General features: G+C 67.3%; 14 protein-coding genes and 1 tRNA gene. 4 read left to right on the top strand and 11 right to left on the bottom strand.

Annotated features, from left to right (window positions below):
• Positions 1 to 8: 8 nt before the first annotated feature.
• The 3 genes from SLINC_RS26835 to SLINC_RS26825 all read left to right on the top strand — a co-directional run bounded on the left by SLINC_RS26835 (position 9) and on the right by SLINC_RS26825 (position 2,675).
• Positions 9 to 1,058: a hypothetical protein gene (locus SLINC_RS26835; RefSeq protein ID WP_225988394.1), complete on the top strand. Its 1,050-nt coding sequence runs from the start codon at positions 9 to 11 to the stop codon at positions 1,056 to 1,058.
• Positions 1,055 to 1,573 carry a Pycsar system effector family protein gene (locus SLINC_RS26830; RefSeq protein ID WP_067437917.1) on the top strand — a complete coding sequence of 173 codons (519 nt, stop codon included), beginning with the start codon at positions 1,055 to 1,057 and terminating at the stop codon, positions 1,571 to 1,573. The genes SLINC_RS26835 and SLINC_RS26830 overlap by 4 nt, the downstream gene beginning before the upstream one ends.
• An 82-nt stretch (positions 1,574 to 1,655) precedes the next feature.
• Positions 1,656 to 2,675 carry a M48 family metalloprotease gene (locus tag SLINC_RS26825; protein WP_067437915.1) on the top strand — a complete coding sequence of 340 codons (1,020 nt, stop codon included), beginning with the start codon at positions 1,656 to 1,658 and terminating at the stop codon, positions 2,673 to 2,675.
• Positions 2,676 to 2,750: 75 nt separating this feature from the next.
• Here SLINC_RS26825 and SLINC_RS26820 read toward each other — a convergent pair whose 3' ends face one another.
• From SLINC_RS26820 to SLINC_RS26770, 11 genes are all read right to left on the bottom strand, one after another.
• On the bottom strand, positions 2,751 to 6,650 hold the full coding sequence (locus SLINC_RS26820) for a DNA-directed RNA polymerase subunit beta' (protein ID WP_067437913.1): 3,900 nt from the start codon (positions 6,648 to 6,650) through the stop codon (positions 2,751 to 2,753).
• Between the two features lie 103 nt (positions 6,651 to 6,753).
• Positions 6,754 to 10,239 (bottom strand): DNA-directed RNA polymerase subunit beta, encoded by a 3,486-nt coding sequence (rpoB, locus tag SLINC_RS26815; RefSeq protein ID WP_067437911.1) that lies wholly within the window; start codon positions 10,237 to 10,239, stop codon positions 6,754 to 6,756.
• A 592-nt stretch (positions 10,240 to 10,831) separates the two neighbouring features.
• Positions 10,832 to 11,215, bottom strand: a complete 384-nt coding sequence (rplL, locus tag SLINC_RS26810) for a 50S ribosomal protein L7/L12 (protein ID WP_067437909.1) — start codon at positions 11,213 to 11,215, stop codon at positions 10,832 to 10,834.
• 116 nt (positions 11,216 to 11,331) lie between these two features.
• On the bottom strand, positions 11,332 to 11,862 hold the full coding sequence (rplJ, locus tag SLINC_RS26805) for a 50S ribosomal protein L10 (protein ID WP_030039746.1): 531 nt from the start codon (positions 11,860 to 11,862) through the stop codon (positions 11,332 to 11,334).
• Between the two features lie 288 nt (positions 11,863 to 12,150).
• Positions 12,151 to 13,002 (bottom strand): SCO4651 family lipoprotein, encoded by an 852-nt coding sequence (locus SLINC_RS26800; RefSeq protein ID WP_067437907.1) that lies wholly within the window; start codon positions 13,000 to 13,002, stop codon positions 12,151 to 12,153.
• A 90-nt stretch (positions 13,003 to 13,092) separates the two neighbouring features.
• On the bottom strand, positions 13,093 to 13,962 hold the full coding sequence (locus tag SLINC_RS26795; protein WP_067437905.1) for an SCO4651 family lipoprotein: 870 nt from the start codon (positions 13,960 to 13,962) through the stop codon (positions 13,093 to 13,095).
• Positions 13,963 to 14,094: 132 nt separating this feature from the next.
• Positions 14,095 to 14,820: a 50S ribosomal protein L1 gene (rplA, locus tag SLINC_RS26790; RefSeq protein ID WP_067437903.1), complete on the bottom strand. Its 726-nt coding sequence runs from the start codon at positions 14,818 to 14,820 to the stop codon at positions 14,095 to 14,097.
• A 77-nt stretch (positions 14,821 to 14,897) separates the two neighbouring features.
• Entirely contained in the window at positions 14,898 to 15,332 is a 435-nt protein-coding gene (gene rplK, locus SLINC_RS26785; RefSeq protein ID WP_030671915.1) for a 50S ribosomal protein L11, read from the bottom strand.
• A gap of 168 nt (positions 15,333 to 15,500) precedes the next feature.
• A complete protein-coding gene (gene nusG / locus SLINC_RS26780; RefSeq protein WP_067437901.1) occupies positions 15,501 to 16,400 on the bottom strand; it encodes a transcription termination/antitermination protein NusG in 900 nt (299 codons plus the stop codon).
• 82 nt (positions 16,401 to 16,482) lie between these two features.
• Positions 16,483 to 16,770: a preprotein translocase subunit SecE gene (secE, locus tag SLINC_RS26775; RefSeq protein WP_067437899.1), complete on the bottom strand. Its 288-nt coding sequence runs from the start codon at positions 16,768 to 16,770 to the stop codon at positions 16,483 to 16,485.
• A gap of 108 nt (positions 16,771 to 16,878) precedes the next feature.
• Positions 16,879 to 16,951: transfer RNA gene (locus SLINC_RS26770), tRNA-Trp, on the bottom strand.
• Between the two features lie 250 nt (positions 16,952 to 17,201).
• Between SLINC_RS26770 and SLINC_RS26765 the strand changes: the two genes are divergently transcribed.
• Complete coding sequence (locus SLINC_RS26765; protein WP_067437897.1) at positions 17,202 to 18,428, top strand: pyridoxal phosphate-dependent aminotransferase; 1,227 nt, start codon at positions 17,202 to 17,204, stop codon at positions 18,426 to 18,428.
• Positions 18,429 to 18,477 lie beyond the last annotated feature (49 nt).

The raw sequence follows: 18,477 nt of genomic DNA, 5'->3' as shown, positions 1-18,477 counted from the left end.
GGTCACCCATGGAACACCCCGAGCAAGCAGAGCAGCCCGAAGAACTCGACTGGTTCAGGCAGCAGCCCCGGCAATCCGTCGCCCCTCACTCGGGCGAGGACCCCGTCCGCACCGTCTGGCAGCTCCCGCGCTTCCGCCTCGGCAGCCGGCGTTTCACCGGCCACATCGACCACGCCCTGGTCTGCGTGACCCGGAAGGGCGCACACGAAACGTTTCTGCCTCCCGATCGGCCGACGTCCGTGCGGCGCTACGTCGCCCTGTACGAGGTGGACACCACCCCCCAGGCGTTTCAGCTGAACGTGCCGCTCCCCAGCCTCGACGACACCTTCGAGTTCGAGGCCACCGCCGACATCACCTGGCGCGTCGTCAACCCCGCCCAGTTCGTCAAGAGCCAGGAGCGCGATGTCCCGGGGCTCCTCACCCGCGGTCTGCTGCCCCTCATGCGCAACGCCGGCCGCGGCCATCCCATCGAGGCCGGCGCCGCGGCCGAGCGCAGCGTGCAGCAGGCGGTCAACGGCGCCTCCTCGGTCGGCCTGACGCAGGGCCTGTGGGTCTCGTGCGCCGTACGTCTGCGACGCGACGCCACCGAGCGGTCCCACCAGGCCCGGCTGCGGACCGCCCGACACGAGAAGGAGGCCGCGGGGCCGGAGCACGAGGCATCCCGGCTGCGGGAGGCGTACGAGGCACAGCGCCGGACCGAGCAGATCATGTTCTACGAGTCCACCCTGGCCAGGGGCGGTGTCGCCGCACTCGCCCTGCATCTGACGGCGCATCCCGAGGAGACCCAGCTCGTCCTGGAGCACCTAAGGTCGGGTCAGGACAAGCTGGTGGACTCGCAGCTGCACCTCATCGACCAGGCCCTGACAGGCAACCGCCTGGAGGACTACCAGCTCCAGGAGCCGCACCAGCTCATCGCCGAACGGATGTCGGCCATCCTGCGCACCACGGCCCTCTCCGAGGCCGAGGCCGAGGCCGAGGTCCCGCCCCCGCAGCCGGCTCCGGACCCACGGGCCGTCGAATCCGCTCCGCCCAAGGACGGCTCGGAGCCCGGCGCATGAGCAGGACGAGCGCGGCGTCCGACGACCCCCGGGTGCGGGCAGGCACCCAACTGCTCGCCGACCTCCGCGGTGAGATCGCCCGCGCCGACGCCAAGGCGGCCGTACTGGTCGGCGCCCTCGGACTGTCGGCCGGTGTGCCGGCGGCGCTCCTGAGCAACCGCCGCTGGAGCCCCGCCCTGCTTCCCGCACCCGCCGCCCTGCTGTGGTGGGCCGGAGTGGCCTCCCTGGCCGTCGCCCTCCTGGCCCTGCTCCTCGCGGTGATACCCCGCTGCCTGGCCAGCCGCTGGACGCCCGGCCGCCCGCTCACCTACTTCGGCGACGTACGACGAGCCGCCCGGGCCGGCCGGCTCCCGTCCGCCCTCGCGGACACAGGGCGCGACCCCGGGCACGGCCTCCTGCTCGCGCTCGCCGAGACGAGTGACATCGCCCTGCGCAAACACGTCTGGATCCGGACCGGACTGATCGCCTTCGGCTCCTCGGCGGTGCTGCTCCCCGGGTCACTGCTCTTCACCTGAACCGATCACCACGGCCCACAGTCCACGGCCCTCAGCCCACACCCCCGTCCCCTTCCCGAGTCCGCTCACCGAAGGAACAGTCATGCCCCTGCCCCACGACCGGGAGAAGCCCGGCCAAGAGAAACCGAAGCAGCCGGTCCCCTCCCCGTCCGAACCGGACGGGGACCTCCCCCGCCGCTCCGGCCGCGTCCACATCACCGCCCGTCAGCGCGGTACGGATGCCACCGCCCTGGCCCGCCTGGCGCTCCACTTACCGCACGTGCTCGCGAGCCTGGCCGTCGTCTTCGCGGTGGCGTACGTCCTCGACGCCTTGACCGGACTGCCCTGGTGGCTGCCCTGCGCCGGCTGGGTGCTCAGCGGGGCGGCGGCCTTCCATCGCCCGTGCGAGCGGCTCATGGCGCGGTGGTGGTTCGGCCTGCGCCATCCGACACCGGAGGAGGACCGGAAGCTGCGGTCCGTATGGCAGGAGGTCACCGCCCGAGCCGGAGTGGACGGGCGCGCCTACCAGCTGTGGGTCGAGGACAGCGCCCGGATCAACGCCATGGCGGTCGCGGGGCACCTCGTCGGCGTCACCAGGCACTCGCTCAGCACCCTGCCGTCCGCTCAGCTCGCCGGCGTACTCGCGCACGAGCTGGGCCATCACACGAGGGGCCACGCATGGGCGTCCCTGCTCACCTTCTGGTACACGCTCCCAGGACGCCTGACCTGGCGACTGCTCCGCCGCCTGGTCTCGCGCATCGACCGTCTGCCCGTGGGGACGGCCGCGGTGGTGATCGGCGTGCTGGGTGCGGCCGTGTTCGCCCTCGCGACGGCCACGTACGGCCTGGTGTTCCTGCCGCTGGCCACGCCCTACCTGGCGGCCGCCGTGTCACGCCGTGCCGAGCTCCGGGCCGACGAGCACGCGGCGGGTCTCGGGTTCGCGCGGGAGCTGATGACGGTGCTGCGCGAGGAACACGACCGGGAGGAGGCCGAGCGGGCCTCCGCCACGACCACGGGCGCCCGGCTCGGCGGCGAAGGAGTGATCGCCCGGCTGCTGGAGTCGCACCCGGACGTGCACACCCGGCTCCATCACCTCCAGGCCCGCCTGGACAGCACACGCTGACACGCCGAAGGGCGGCCACCCCACGAACAGGGTGACCGCCCTCGGTTCAAGCAAACGCGTCAAGCAACCGCGCGCTTACTGGTTGTACGGCCCGTAGTCGTAGTCCTCCAGCGGCACAGCCTGGCCGGACCCGGTACCGAACGGCGAGTAGTCGATGTCGTCGTAGCCGACGGCCGAGTACATCGCGGCCTTGGCCTCCTCGGTCGGCTCGACCCGGATGTTGCGGTAGCGGGACAGACCCGTACCGGCCGGGATGAGCTTACCGATGATGACGTTCTCCTTGAGGCCGATCAGGGAGTCGGACTTGGCGTTGATCGCCGCGTCCGTGAGGACCCTGGTCGTCTCCTGGAAGGACGCCGCGGACAGCCACGACTCGGTCGCCAGCGAGGCCTTGGTGATACCCATGAGCTGCGGACGACCGGAGGCCGGGTGACCGCCCTCCTGGACCACACGACGGTTCTCCTGCTCGAACTTCGAGCGCTCGACCAGCTCGCCGGGCAGCAGCTCGGCGTCGCCGGACTCGATGATCGTCACTCGGCGGAGCATCTGCCGGATGATGATCTCGATGTGCTTGTCGTGGATCGACACACCCTGCGAGTTGTAGACCTTCTGGACCTCGCCGACCAGGTGGACCTGGACGGCACGCTGACCCAGGATGCGCAGCACGTCGTGCGGGTTGGTGGCACCCACGGTGAGCTTCTGGCCCACCGAGACGTGCTCGCCCTCGCTGACGAGGAGCCGGGCACGCTTCGAGATCGGGAACGCCGTCTCGTCGCTGCCGTCGTCCGGCGTGATGACGATCTTCTTGGTCTTCTCGGTCTCCTCGATGCGGACACGGCCGTCCGCCTCGGAGATCGGGGCGACACCCTTCGGGGTACGGGCCTCGAAGAGCTCGACGACACGCGGCAGACCCTGCGTGATGTCGTCACCGGCCACACCACCGGTGTGGAAGGTACGCATCGTCAGCTGGGTACCGGGCTCACCGATGGACTGGGCGGCGATGATGCCGACCGCCTCACCGATGTCGACCAGCTTGCCGGTGGCCAGCGAGCGGCCGTAGCACATGGCACAGGTGCCGACGTGGGACTCGCAGGTCAGGATCGAGCGGGTCTTGACCTCCTCGACACCGTGGTGCACGAGCTGGTCGATGAGCACGTCGCCCAGGTCCACGTTGGCCGGCGCGATCACCTTGCCGTCGATGACGACGTCCTGGGCGAGCATGCGGGCGTAGACGCTGGTCTCGACGTCCTCCGCCTTGCGCAGCGTGCCGTCGGCGTCACGCGTGGCGATCCGCAGCTTCAGACCGCGCTCGGTGCCGCAGTCCTCCTCGCGGATGATGACGTCCTGCGAGACGTCCACCAGACGACGGGTGAGGTAACCCGAGTCGGCGGTACGCAGGGCGGTGTCCGCCAGACCCTTACGGGCACCGTGCGTGGAGATGAAGTACTCCAGCACGGACAGGCCCTCACGGAAGGACGCCTTGATCGGACGCGGAATCGTCTCGTTCTTGGCGTTCGACACCAGACCACGCATACCGGCGATCTGCCGCATCTGCATCATGTTTCCTCGGGCACCCGAGTCAACCATCATGAAGATGGGGTTCGTCTTGGGGAAGTTCTCGTTCATCGCCTCGGCGACCTCGTTGGTCGCCTTGGTCCAGATCGCGATGAGCTCCTGCGTGCGCTCTTCCTTGGTGATCAGACCGCGCTCGTACTGCTTCTGGACCTTCTCGTCCTGCGCCTCGTACCCGCGGACGATCTCCTTCTTCGCCTCGGGAACGACGACGTCGGAGATGGCCACGGTGACACCGGAACGGGTCGCCCAGTAGAAGCCGGACGCCTTCAGGTTGTCGAGCGTCGCCGCCACGATGACCTTGGGGTAGCGCTCGGCCAGGTCGTTGACGATCTCGGAGAGCTGCTTCTTGCCCACCGAGTAGTCGACGAACGGGTAGTCCTCGGGCAGCAGCTCGTTGAAGAGCGCGCGGCCCAGCGTGGTGCGCAGCCGGAAGGTGTCACCCTGCTGCCACTCCGGGTCGCCCTCCTCCCGCGCCGGCGGCATCCAGCCGCGCGGCGGGATGGTGCCCACCGGGAAGCGGATGTCGATCGGCGACTGGAGCGCGAGCTCGCCGGCGTCGAACGCCATGATCGCCTCGGCCGTGGAGCCGAAGGACCGGCCCTCGCCCTTGGTGTCACGCAGTTCACCGTCGGTGGTGAGGAAGAACAGACCGAGGACCATGTCCTGGGTCGGCATCGTCACCGGACGGCCGTCGGCGGGCTTGAGGATGTTGTTCGAGGACAGCATCAGGATGCGGGCCTCGGCCTGCGCCTCCGCGGACAGCGGAAGGTGTACGGCCATCTGGTCGCCGTCGAAGTCCGCGTTGAACGCGGTGCAGACGAGCGGGTGGATCTGGATGGCCTTGCCCTCGACCAGCTGCGGCTCGAAGGCCTGGATGCCGAGGCGGTGCAGGGTGGGCGCACGGTTCAGCAGCACCGGGTGCTCGGCGATGACCTCTTCGAGGACGTCGTACACCACGGTCCGGCCACGCTCGACCATCCGCTTGGCGCTCTTGATGTTCTGCGCGTGGTTCAGGTCGACCAGGCGCTTCATCACGAACGGCTTGAAGAGCTCCAGCGCCATCGCCTTGGGCAGACCGCACTGGTGCAGCTTCAGCTGCGGACCGACGACGATCACGGAACGCGCGGAGTAGTCCACACGCTTGCCGAGCAGGTTCTGACGGAAACGACCCTGCTTGCCCTTGAGCATGTCGCTCAGGGACTTCAGCGGGCGGTTACCGGGACCGGTGACCGGGCGACCACGACGACCGTTGTCGAAGAGGGCGTCAACGGCCTCCTGAAGCATGCGCTTCTCGTTGTTCACGATGATCTCGGGAGCACCGAGGTCGAGAAGCCGCTTCAGACGGTTGTTCCGGTTGATCACACGGCGGTACAGGTCGTTCAGGTCGGAGGTCGCGAAGCGGCCACCGTCCAGCTGCACCATCGGGCGAAGGTCCGGCGGGATGACCGGCACGCAGTCGAGCACCATGCCCTTGGGGCTGTTGCTGGTCTGCAGGAACGCGGAGACGACCTTCAGGCGCTTGAGCGCACGGGTCTTCTTCTGGCCCTTGCCGGTACGGATGATCTCGCGGAGACGCTCGGCCTCCTCGTCGAGGTCGAAGGACTCCAGGCGCTTCTGCAGCGCCGCGGCACCCATCGAACCGTCGAAGTAGGTACCGAAGCGGTCCCGCAGCTCGCGGTAGAGCAGCTCGTCACCTTCGAGGTCCTGGACCTTGAGGTTCTTGAACCGGGTCCACACCTCGTCGAGACGGTCGATCTCGCGCTGCGCACGGTCACGCAGCTGCTTCATCTCGCGCTCGGCACCCTCGCGCACCTTGCGGCGCACGTCGGCCTTGGCGCCCTCGGCCTCCAGCTCGGCCAGGTCGGTCTCGAGCTTCTTGGCGCGGGCCTCAAGGTCGGCGTCCCGGCGGTTCTCGACCTGCTGCCGCTCGACGGAGACGTGCGCCTCCAGGGAGGGCAGGTCGCGGGTGCGGCGCTCCTCGTCGACGTACGTGATCATGTACGCCGCGAAGTAGATGACCTTCTCCAGGTCCTTCGGGGCGAGGTCGAGCAGGTAGCCCAGCCGCGACGGAACGCCCTTGAAGTACCAGATGTGGGTGACGGGAGCGGCCAGCTCGATGTGGCCCATCCGCTCACGGCGCACCTTGGCGCGAGTCACCTCGACGCCGCAGCGCTCACAGATGATGCCCTTGAACCGGACACGCTTGTACTTGCCGCAGTAGCACTCCCAGTCCCGGGTCGGACCGAAGATCTTCTCGCAGAAGAGTCCGTCCTTTTCGGGCTTGAGCGTGCGGTAGTTGATCGTCTCGGGCTTCTTGACCTCGCCGTGGCTCCACTGACGGATGTCGTCAGCGGTGGCCAGACCGATCCGGAGCTCGTCGAAGAAGTTGACGTCGAGCACTATGCGTCAATCCCTCTCAGGGTTGTAAGTCATGGGGTCTGAAACGGGGGTCCTGGGGCCGGCCGGAGGTTCCCTCACCAGGTTTCCTCCGGCCGGACTCCCGTCAGACCTCTTCGACGCTGCTCGGCTCGCGCCGGGACAGGTCGATGCCAAGCTCCTCCGCAGCGCGGAAGACGTCCTCATCGGTGTCGCGCATCTCGATGGACATGCCGTCCGAGGACAGCACCTCCACGTTGAGGCACAGGGACTGCATCTCCTTGATGAGCACCTTGAAGGACTCGGGGATGCCGGGCTCGGGGATGTTCTCGCCCTTGACGATGGCCTCGTAGACCTTCACGCGGCCGGTCACGTCGTCGGACTTGATGGTCAGCAGCTCCTGGAGGGCGTAAGCGGCGCCGTACGCCTCCAGCGCCCACACCTCCATCTCACCGAAGCGCTGGCCACCGAACTGGGCCTTACCACCCAGCGGCTGCTGGGTGATCATCGAGTACGGACCGGTCGACCGGGCGTGCAGCTTGTCGTCGACCAGGTGGTGGAGCTTGAGGATGTACATGTAGCCGATGGAGATCGGGTCCGGGAACGGCTCACCGCTACGGCCGTCGAACAGCCGCGCCTTACCGGTCGGCTGCACCATGCGGTCGCCGTCGCGGTTCGGGATGGTGTGGTTCAGCAGACCGGCGAGCTCGTCCTCACGCGCACCGTCGAACACCGGGGTGGCGACGTTGGTGCCGGCGTCGACCTGGTCGGCGCCGATCACCTGGAGGCGCTGCGCCCACTCCTCGCCGAGACCGGAGACGTCCCAGCCGCGGCTGGCGAGCCAGCCGAGGTGGATCTCCAGGACCTGTCCCGGGTTCATTCGGGACGGCACACCCAGCGGGTTGAGGATGATGTCGACCGGGGTGCCGTCCTCCAGGAACGGCATGTCCTCGATCGGCAGGATCTTCGAGATGACGCCCTTGTTGCCGTGACGGCCGGCGAGCTTGTCACCGTCGGTGATCTTGCGCTTCTGCGCCACGTACACGCGCACCAGCTGGTTCACACCGGGGGGAAGCTCGTCGCCCTCCTCGCGGTCGAAGACGCGGACGCCGATGACCTTGCCGATCTCGCCGTGCGGCACCTTCAGCGAGGTGTCGCGCACCTCGCGCGCCTTCTCACCGAAGATCGCGCGGAGCAGGCGCTCCTCGGGCGTCAGCTCGGTCTCACCCTTGGGCGTGACCTTGCCGACGAGGATGTCACCGGCGACGACCTCGGCACCGATCCGGATGATGCCGCGCTCGTCGAGGTCGGCGAGGACCTCCTCGGAGACGTTCGGGATGTCCCGGGTGATCTCCTCGGGGCCGAGCTTGGTGTCACGGGCGTCGACCTCGTGCTCCTCGATGTGGATCGAGGAGAGGACGTCGTCCTGCACGAGGCGCTGCGACAGGATGATCGCGTCCTCGTAGTTGTGACCCTCCCACGGCATGAACGCGACCAGCAGGTTCTTGCCGAGCGCCATCTCGCCGTTCTGGGTGGCCGGACCGTCGGCCAGGACCTGGCCATCGATGATCCGGTCGCCCTCGTTGACGATGACCTTCTGGTTGACCGAGGTGCCCTGGTTGGAGCGGGCGAACTTGGCCAGGCGGTACGTGATGTACGTACCGTCGTCGTTGGCGGTGGTGATGTAGTCCGCGGAGACCTCCTGGACCACACCGGCCTTCTCGGCCTTGACCACGTCGCCGGCGTCGACCGCGGAGCGGTACTCCATGCCGGTGCCGACGAGCGGCGCCTCGGACTTGATGAGCGGCACGGCCTGACGCATCATGTTCGCGCCCATGAGGGCACGGTTGGCGTCGTCGTGCTCCAGGAACGGGATCATGGCGGTCGCGACCGACACCATCTGGCGCGGCGAGACGTCCATGTAGTCCACGTCGTCACCGGCGACGTAGTCGACCTCGCCACCACGACGACGGACGAGCACGCGGTTCTCGGCGAACCGCATGTCGTCGTTGAGCGTGGCGTTGGCCTGCGCGATGACGAATCGGTCCTCTTCGTCGGCCGTGAGGTAGTCGACCTCGTCGGTGACGACACCAGCGGTGACCTTGCGGTACGGCGTCTCCACGAAACCGAACGCGTTGACGCGGCCGTAGGAGGCGAGCGAACCGATCAGACCGATGTTCGGGCCTTCAGGGGTCTCGATCGGGCACATGCGGCCGTAGTGGGACGGGTGCACGTCACGGACCTCGAAGCCGGCCCGCTCACGCGACAGACCACCGGGGCCCAGCGCCGAGAGACGACGCTTGTGCGTCAGACCCGACAGCGGGTTGTTCTGGTCCATGAACTGCGAGAGCTGGCTGGTGCCGAAGAACTCCTTGATGGAGGCGACGACCGGCCGGATGTTGATCAGGGTCTGCGGCGTGATCGCCTCGACGTCCTGGGTCGTCATCCGCTCACGGACGACTCGCTCCATACGCGCCAGACCCGTACGGACCTGGTTCTGGATGAGCTCGCCGACGCTGCGCAGACGACGGTTGCCGAAGTGGTCGATGTCGTCGGTCTCGACGACGATCGAGCCACCGCTGTCGCCGACCGTCTCCGTCTCGCCCGCGTGCAGCTTCACCAGGTACTTGATCGTCGAGATGATGTCCTCGACGGTCAGGACCCCGGCGTTCAGCGGGGCCTCGCCGCCCAGCTTCTTGTTCACCTTGTAGCGGCCGACCTTGGCGAGGTCGTAGCGCTTGGAGTTGAAATAGAGGTTCTCGAGCAGCGTCTGCGCGGCCTCACGCGTCGGGGGCTCGCCCGGACGCAGCTTGCGGTAGATGTCGAGCAGCGCGTCGTCCTGGCCCTGGGTGTGGTCCTTCTCCAGGGTGGCGCGCATCGACTCGTACTCGCCGAACTCCTCCAGGATCTGCTCGGTGGTCCACCCGAGAGCCTTGAGCAGGACGGTGACGGACTGCTTGCGCTTGCGGTCGATACGGACACCGACCATGTCGCGCTTGTCGATCTCCATCTCCAGCCAGGCACCCCGGGACGGGATGATCTTGGCGGAGAAGATGTCCTTGTCGGACGTCTTGTCGATCGAGGAGTCGAAGTAGACGCCCGGCGAACGGACCAGCTGCGACACGACGACACGCTCGGTGCCGTTGATGACGAAGGTGCCCTTGCCGGTCATGAGCGGGAAGTCGCCCATGAAGACCGTCTGGGACTTGATCTCGCCGGTCTCGTTGTTGGTGAACTCGGCCGTGACGAAGAGTGGGGCGGCGTACGTGAAGTCGCGCTCCTTGCACTCGTCGATGCTGTTCTTCGGGGGTTCGAAACGGTGGTCGCGGAAGGTCAGCGACATCGACCCGGAGAAGTCCTCGATCGGGGAGATCTCCTCGAAGATCTCCTCCAGACCGGACTTGGTGGGGACGTCCTGTCCACTCTCCAGAGCCTCCTCGACCCGACTCTGCCAAGCGGTGTTGCCGAGGAGCCAGTCAAAGCTCTCGGTCTGCAACGCGAGCAGGTTGGGAACCTCGAGAGGCTCCTTGATCTTTGCAAAAGAGATGCGCAGCGGGGCGGTGCTGGCGCCGTTGTTCGTATTCGCGGTCGAGGCGTTGCGCGAGGCGGCCAAGAGGGGGTCCTTCCGAGGGCTCGGACTCACTACGCGCGTACCGGTCCCTCTCTAGGTGCAGCGAGACAGATTTCCCTTGATCCAGCCAAAAGGCCAGGTCAGGGATACTCTGGTCATCGATGCTCAAGCGAGGGCATGCCCCTGGTGACGGGCAGGAGGCAGCTAACAGGCAGCGCAAAGGGTCAGTGTAGCCAGTTGGCGCACTGATGTCCAGCCCCGATTTTCTGTGACCCTCGTCGTCCTCAACGCCCTTGGCATGCCTGCCCTCAACGCCTTGCCTCAACGCACGTTGATACTGCCCTCTTCGTCGCCGATCCATGCCTCGGATTCGGACCGTTCTCACGACGCGTCCTGAGAATTGCGCGCTCCGTGCGGTTCGTCAAGGCCCCCTTGTCCGAACCCTGGACGCCCGGAGACACGACGAAGATCACCATACCTCTCGCATACGCGAGTGCAAGGTAACCGTGGCCGACCCTCCTGGAACGCCGAAGAGCGACCACCCGGATGGATGATCGCTCTTCGGTGCTTGAGCGTTACAGCCCTCTTTACGACGGCTGCGGCGCGCAGCGAGCCCCGACGGGCCCGCGAGGTGTTACTTGACCTCGACGGAGGCGCCGGCGCCCTTGAGGGACTCGGCGGCCTTCTCGGCGGCGTCCTTGGCGACCTTCTCGAGGACGGGCTTCGGGGCGCCGTCCACGAGGTCCTTGGCCTCCTTCAGACCCAGGGAGGTCAGCTCACGCACGACCTTGATGACCTGGATCTTCTTGTCGCCGGCACCGGTGAGGATGACGTCGAACTCGTCCTTCTCCTCCTCGGCCGGGGCGGCGGCGGCCGGACCGGCCGGGCCCGCGACGGCGACGGCCGCGGCGGCGGTGACGTCGAACTTGTCCTCGAACGCCTTCACGAACTCGGAGAGCTCGATGAGGGTCATCTCCTCGAACTGCGCGAGCAGGTCTTCCTGAGACAGCTTCGCCATGATGGGCGATCCTTCCACTAATGTCGGCAGGTGCCGGATGTATCGAAACGGCGGGCGTACTTACGGCCCGCTACGACCCGCGCCTGGTGGCGGCGTGGATCAGTGCGCGAGCCGAATTACTCGGCACCGCCCTGCTCGTCCTGCTTGGCACGAAGCGCGTCCACGGTGCGGACGAGCTTCGACGGGAGCGCCTGGAAGACCTGAGCAGCCTGAGTCTGCTTGCCCTTGAAGGCACCCGCCAGCTTGGAGAGCAGAACCTCGCGGGACTCGAGGTCCGCAAGCTTCTTGATCTCGTCGGCGGACAGCGCCTTGCCGTCAAGGACACCGCCCTTGATGACGAGGTTCGGGTTGTCCTTGGCGAAGTCACGAAGACCCTTCGCCGACTCCACCGGGTCACCGGTGACGAAGGCGACTGCCGTCGGACCGTTGAACAGGTCGTCGAGCGTCGAGATCCCGGCCTCGTTGGCCGCAATCTTGGTCAGCGTGTTCTTCACCACGGCGTACTGGGCGTTCTCACCGAGCGAACGACGCAGCGTCTTGAGCTGCGCCACGGTGAGACCCCGGTACTCGGTCAGCACGGCGGCGTTCGAGCTACGGAACTGCTCCGCGAGCTCGGCCACCGCGGCAGCCTTGTCGGGCCTTGCCATAGAGCGTCGGCCTCCTTCCGGGATGATGACGACCGCTCGGAAGGGGCTGGGACAAACGAAACGCCCCGGCGCAGGCGCACGGGGCATAGCTCGACCGGTACTCGCACACCCGAGGGCAGCGAACTCCAGGAGCTCTTCCACAGTCACCTGCGCGGGTCGTCCGCGAATATCAGCGGATCCTTCGGCCACCGCACCCTCTGCGAGGACACGGCAACGACCAGCGGTCTTTGGCTTCTGTAGGAGAGTACGTGACCGGATCGCCGTCAAGCAAATCCGGTCCTACGGTGCTCAGCTGCCGGCCTGCTCCATCATCTCGGCCAGGTCCATCGTCTCCTTGGCCGGCGGAGCGGTGACCGTCACCTTCTCGTTGAGGTCGAGGAAGGTGATCGTCATGTCGAGCGGGCCCTTGTCGGCGTCGCCGCGCATCCGGAACTGCTTGGTGTGGTCGTCGCCGTCGACCCACATGTCCATGGTGAGCTCGTCGACACCGAGCTTCTCGTACTGCTTGATGCTCTTCTCGCGCTGCTCCCGGGTCTTCTTGTCCTCGTCCTTGAGGGAGGCCTTGAGGTCGGCGAGGCCGACGACGCCGGAGTAGCGGGTGGTCTTCACACCGTCGACGGTCTCGCTGCCGACCTTCTTGATGTTGTCGGCGCCGGTGAGGAAGGCGGACTCGGCCGCCGGGTTCTGGTCGGCCTGGCCGGCGCCGGGCGCGCTGCCGCCGAGGCCGCTCTCACCGAGCGCGGACATGTCGAACTTGATCCAGCGCTTGCCGTCCATCTCCTTGGCCGCCGCGGCCGAGCCGCCGATGTACATGGCCTTGTCGACGAGCCGGATCTCCGCGGTGCCGTCCTCGCCCTGGTCGAGCGCCGTCATCTTCATGCTCATCGCGACGCTGGGCTTGGTCCGCATCGAGGCCTCCGCCTTGATACGGCCCTCCTCGGGCAGCCGGCCCGTCATGCGGTACCGGAAGGAGGTGATGTCCTCCGTGTTCTTCGCCGCCTTGGCGACGGCCGCCGCCGGTGTCATCTCCGGCGACTGCTCCCCCTTGCCGCATCCCACCGCCCCGGCGGCGACGAGCAGGACGACGAGCCCGGTGCCGGCGGCTCTACGGCGCACTGAACCACGTACGAAAGACCCCATTGTTTCCCCCCAAGGAACACATGGACGATTCACAGCAAGGCCGTGAGCGTATCCCAGGAGACTCGGGCGTTTTCCTGAATTCCATGAGCCTCAGGAGTCACCCGTGGCGCCGTTCTCCTTCGACAGCAGGTCGCGGAAGTCCTGGGTGTCGGCGGCCGGGGGTCTGTCGACCGACACCTTCACGCCATAGTCGCTGTAGTGCGCGGTCTGGGTCAGCCGTCCGGTGGCCATCCGGCCCTGTTCGACCTTCTTGACCAGCAGGTTTCGGTCGTCGACCCAGATGTCGACGGTCTGCGAGGTGACGCCGGCCTGCTGGAGCTGGCTCTTCAGCCGGGTGTCGGTGACGTCCTCCACGCGGACGGTGCCGGAGTAGTGCGTGGTGCGCTGTCCGTCGACGGTCTCCTCGCCGACCTCGCGTATGTCCCCTGAATCCATGAGCAGCTTCACCGACTCGTCCGGCGTGGTGTTGCGCATCTGGTCGGCGAATCCGACGCCCCCGCCGTCGAGGGCTTCGAGGTCCTTGTAGGCGTATTTGAGCCAGTGCTTACCGCCGGTCTTGCGGGCGAACGCGTCGCCCAGATGCGCGTAGTAGGCGTCGGACAGATAGCGGGCCCGCATCGACGTGACGCCGAGATCGCGCATCGTCTCGGCCGTCGTGCCGCCGGTGTACGTGATCGTCGCGGTGCCGGTGAGGTGCTCGCCCCAGCCGAGGACGCCCTCCGCCCTGATGGACAGCTGGGTCCCCATGACCGTGGTGCTCCGCACCCTGGCCGAGGCGGCGCGCTCGGTGGCCCGCTCGGCGGACCTCAGCGCGGGCAGGTGCGCGGACGCAGTCTTGCGCGCCCCTGTGGGCTTCCCGGACGGTTCGGAGGACTCCGAGGAGGTGCAGGAGGCCGTCCCCGTCAGCGCGACCGCCATCGCGATCGCGAGGACCGCACCCCGCCCCGTCGTGCACTTCATACGTCCCCCTGTGCCGTTGCCGTGTCCGCACGCTAACCCAGGGCACGCCGCCCGCACACGGGAACGGGCCCCGCACCTGGGAAGGTGCGGGGCCCGTGGCCGACTTCAGTGAGCCGTGAAGGCCCGGCCAGGTCAGACGGCGGCCGGGTCCTCCTCGACGAGAAGGTTGCGGGTGCGGTTCGGGTCGAGCGGAACGCCGGGGCCGATCGTGGTGCTGATCGCGGCCTTCTTGATGTAGCGACCCTTGGCGGCGGACGGCTTCAGACGGAGGATCTCCTCCAGGGCCGCGCCGTAGTTCTCCACCAGCTTGGTGTCGTCGAACGACGTCTTGCCGATGATGAAGTGCAGGTTCGAGTGCTTGTCGACGCGGAACTCGATCTTGCCGCCCTTGATGTCGTTGACAGCCTTGGTGACATCGGGGGTGACGGTGCCGGTCTTGGGGTTCGGCATGAGACCACGGGGACCGAGCACACGGCCGAGGCGGCCGACCTTGCCCATGAGGTCCGGGGTGGCGACGACGGCGTCGAAGTCCAGACGGCCCTTCGACACCTCGTCGATGAGCTCGTCGGCGCCGACGATGTCGGCGCCCGCGGCACGAGCGGCCTCGGCACGGTCACCGGTCGCGAAGACCAGGACCCGGGCGGTCTTACCGGTGCCGTGCGGGAGGTTCACGGTGCCACGGACCATCTGGTCGGCCTTGCGCGGGTCGACACCCAGACGGAAGGCGACCTCGACGGTGCCGTCGAACTTGGACGTGGAGGTCTCCTTGGCGAGACGGACGGCCTCGAGCGGGGCGTACAGCTTCTCCCGGTCGATCTTGGCGTCCGCAGCGCGGAGAGACTTGCTGCGCTTGCTCACTACTGCTCCTGTGTGTGCTTGAGGAGTCGTGGTACGGGCCGAGCAGGCCCTGCCACGGCGGTTCTACGAGGTGGGCTTCAGCCCTCGACCGTGACGCCCATGGAACGCGCGGTACCGGCGATGATCTTCGCGGCGGCGTCCAGGTCGTTGGCGTTGAGGTCGGGGAGCTTGGTGGTGGCGATCTCGCGGACCTGCGCCTGGGTGATCTTGGCGACCTTGGTCTTGTGCGGCTCGCCGGAGCCCTTCTCGATGCCCGCGGCCTTGAGGATCATCTTCGCGGCCGGCGGCGTCTTGGTGACGAAGGTGAAGGAGCGGTCCTCGTAGACCGTGATCTCCACCGGGATCACCCAGCCACGCTGCGACTCGGTCGCGGCGTTGTAGGCCTTGCAGAACTCCATGATGTTGACGCCGTGCTGACCCAGCGCGGGGCCGACCGGCGGAGCCGGGTTGGCGGCACCGGCCTGGATCTGGAGCTTGATGAGCCCCGTGACCTTCTTCTTCTTGGGAGGCATTGCTCTCCGGGTCCTTTCGAATCGGATGTGCCCTCACCCAGGTCGCGTCCCGGATGCAGGCATACCGCACAACGATAACGGGTATGGATGCGCGGCCAAAAACCGAGCAGGTCAGACAAGCAGCGACCGCTTGCCTGACCTGCTCGGAAGCGTTACTTCCAGAAGGAGCTAGTTCTTCTGGATCTGGTCGAAGCTGAGCTCGACCGGGGTCTCGCGACCGAAGATCTCCACCAGGCCCTTGACCTTCTTGGAGTCGGCGTTGATCTCGTTGATGGTCGCCTGGAGCGTGGCGAACGGGCCGTCGGTGACGGTGACCGAGTCGCCCACCTCGAAGTCCAGCACCTGGACCTCGACCTTGCGGGCGGGAGCCGGCTTGCCCTCGGCTTCGGCGGCCTCACGCGCGGCCTTCTCCTCGGCCTCCGGGGCGAGCATCTTGACGATCTCGTCCAGGGTCAGCGGGTACGGGTCGTAGGCGTTGCCCACGAAGCCGGTGACACCAGGCGTGTTACGGACGACGCCCCAGGACTCGTTCGTCAGGTCCATGCGCACCAGCACGTAGCCGGGGAGCTTGTTCTGACGGATGGTCTTGCGCTCGCCGTTCTTGATCTGCGCGACCTCTTCCTGCGGCACCTCGGCCTGGAAGATGAAGTCCTCGACGTTCAGCGAGACGGCACGCTGTTCGAGGTTGGTCTTCACGCGGTTCTCGTAACCGGCGTAGGTGTGGATGACGTACCACTCGCCGGGGAGGGTGCGCAGCTCCTCGCGCAGGGCGACGATCGGGTCGACCGGCTCGGCCTCTTCCTCTTCCTCGACCTCTTCTTCGGTCTCGGCGTCGGCGTCGGTCTCGGCTTCTTCGGTCTCGGCGTCGGTCTCCGCCTCGGCGGACTCGTCTGCGTCCTCGACGTTCTCGGCGTGCAGAGCGGCTTCCTCGGCGGGCTCGCCCGCCTCGGCGTCGGCAGCCTCGACCTCGTCCAGGTCCTCGTCGGCGCCCTCGACGATGTCGAGCTCGTCTTCCACGGACACGGACTCGTCCGGCTCGACGGCGTCGTTCAGGTTCTGGTCAGACACGGTGGCTGCTTCTTCCTGGATACATAGGGGTGGAACATGCGAAAAGGGGCGCCGGTAACCCTCGGCGCCCTTCGCTCTGTGCTCAGCCGAATACGTACTTGGCGGCGTGGTCGAGTCCATAGTCAATCACGGTCACCAGACCGATCATGACGATCACGAAGATGATCACGACGGTCGTGTACGTCGTCAGCTGACTGCGCGTCGGCCAGACCACCTTGCGGAGTTCCGCGACGATCTGCCTGTAGAACAGCGCAAGACGCTTGAGCGGGCCCTTCTTGGCTCGCTTGCCGCCCTTACGAGTCTTCTTACTGGACTCGGGCGCCTCGTCCTGGGCATCAGGCGTGTCGATGGAGCCCACGGCGTCCGCCATTCGTCCTCACCTGTTCCCGGGTCGTGGCCGTGCCGCGCCCGGTCTGAGCCGCACGGCGTTGCATTACTGTACGTACATGCGCACACATCCTGGCGAAGGTGTGTGTAGCAGGGCCGGAGGGACTTGAACCCCCAACCGCTGGTTTTGGAGACCAGTGCTCTACCAATTGAGCTACGACCCTTTGTGTGTTCCCCAACGTACCGCATCCGACCGGGTGCTCGGTGTGCACCGGTTGAGCGCAGCCCGCTGAAGGCCAACGAGGTGAGAGTGTACGTGCTCACGAGCGCCCCGTCGAACAGAAAGTGCCCGTAGGGGCGTTGTCCGCGGAAGATCGCCCTGCGTGAGGCCCGAATCCGGACGGTTGTTCAGCGGTTGTTCAGTCTGTGAAACCCGCGTGCCGGGGAAGTTTCCGGTCTGAAACGATGGGCCCCATGAGCCCTGCAACCCCTCCCACCGAGCGCCGGGTCTCCGCCCGAGTCGGCGCGATCTCCGAGTCCGCCACCCTCGCCGTGGACGCCAAGGCCAAGGCACTGAAGGCCGCCGGGCGGCCGGTGATCGGCTTCGGCGCCGGTGAGCCCGACTTCCCGACCCCGGACTACATCGTCGAGGCGGCCGTCGAGGCCTGCAAGAACCCGAAGTACCACCGCTACACGCCGGCGGGTGGTCTGCCCGAGCTGAAGGCCGCGATCGCCGCGAAGACGCTGCGCGACTCGAACTACGAGGTCGACCCGTCGCAGATCCTGGTCACCAACGGCGGCAAGCAGGCCATCTACGAGGCCTTCGCCGCGATCCTCGACCCGGGCGACGAGGTCATCGTCCCGGCGCCGTACTGGACGACGTACCCGGAGTCGATCCGCCTGGCCGGCGGTGTGCCGGTGGACGTCGTCGCGGACGAGACGACCGGCTACCGGGTCTCGGTGGAGCAGCTGGAGGCGGCTCGCACGGAGAAGACGAAGGTCGTGCTCTTCGTCTCCCCCTCCAACCCGACCGGCGCGGTCTACAGCGCCGAGGACGCCGAGGCGATCGGCCGCTGGGCCGTGGAGCACGGCCTGTGGGTGATGACCGACGAGATCTACGAGCACCTGGTCTACGGCGACGCCACCTTCACCTCGCTGCCCGCGATCCTGCCGGAGCTGCGCGACAAGTGCATCGTGGTCAACGGCGTCGCGAAGACGTACGCCATGACCGGCTGGCGGGTCGGCTGGATCATCGGCCCGAAGGACGTCGTGAAGGCCGCGACGAACCTCCAGTCGCACGCGACCTCCAACGTCTCCAACGTGGCGCAGGTCGCCGCCCTGGCCGCCGTCTCCGGTGACCTGGAGGCCGTGGCGAGGATGCGGGAGGCCTTCGACCGCCGCCGCAAGACCATCGTGCGGATGCTCAACGAGATCGACGGCGTGCTCTGCCCCGAGCCCGAGGGCGCCTTCTACGCCTACCCCTCGGTGAAGGCCCTGCTCGGCAAGGAGATCCGCGGCCGCCGCCCGCAGGACTCGGTCGAGCTGGCCGCGCTGATCCTGGAGGAGGCCGAGGTCGCGGTCGTCCCCGGTGAGGCCTTCGGTACGCCGGGGTATCTGCGTCTGTCGTACGCGCTGGGCGACGAGGACCTGGTCGAGGGTGTCTCGCGGATCCAGAAGCTGCTGGCGGAGGCGCGGGGCTGACGTCCGCTTGTCCCATGGGGGCGGTTCCCGGTACCGGGAACCGCCCCCG

The sequence above is a fragment of the Streptomyces lincolnensis genome, from assembly GCF_001685355.1.
In the GTDB taxonomy this organism is placed as follows: Bacteria; Actinomycetota; Actinomycetes; order Streptomycetales; family Streptomycetaceae; genus Streptomyces; species Streptomyces lincolnensis.
Note: the sequence above shows the minus strand (reverse complement) of the source record. Positions and strands in the feature narration are given on the sequence as shown.